A 502-nucleotide genomic window follows, 5' to 3' on the forward strand; every position below is an offset into this window, starting at 1 on the left:
ATGGTGTGCGGCAGGCCGTCATCGCTGTTGAGGTATTCGGTCATCTGGCCGAGGGCATCGATTTCGGCGAGCAGGTTGCCCTTGTCGTCGTAACGCGCTTGCCAGGTGCTGCCATCCGGGTAGGTGATCTGGGTCACCAGCGTGGTCAGGTGGTGGTATTCGTACTGGATCTTGCGGCCCAGCGGGTCGGTTTCTTCCAGCAGGCGGGCGTACTCGTCGTACTTGAAGGCCAGGCGATTGCCGTCTGGCAAGCTCAGGCCGACCATGTTGCCGTTTTCGTCCAGCGCGATGGCGTACCGCTCGCCGCCGTAGTCACGGCTGGCGACCACGCGGTGGTCGGCGTTGTACTGCACTTCCAGCTCGCGGCCGAGCACATCGGTGGCCCAGCTGGTGCGCGCGTCCAGGTCGTAGCGGAAATGGAAGTGTTCGCCGTCGCTGGTCCAGTGCTCGACCACCCGTGGTTTATCGCCCAGCGTTTCCCAGCGGTAGTGACAGCCCAGCC

Annotated in this window: 1 pseudogene; it reads right to left on the reverse strand. The window is 63.9% G+C overall.

Annotation, left to right across the window (positions count from 1 at the left end):
• Positions 1-502, reverse strand: a pseudogene (locus HP546_RS31050) (type IV secretion protein Rhs); the annotation flags it as partial.

Source organism: Pseudomonas sp. CM25 (assembly GCF_013179705.1).
Classification (GTDB): Bacteria; Pseudomonadota; Gammaproteobacteria; order Pseudomonadales; family Pseudomonadaceae; genus Aquipseudomonas.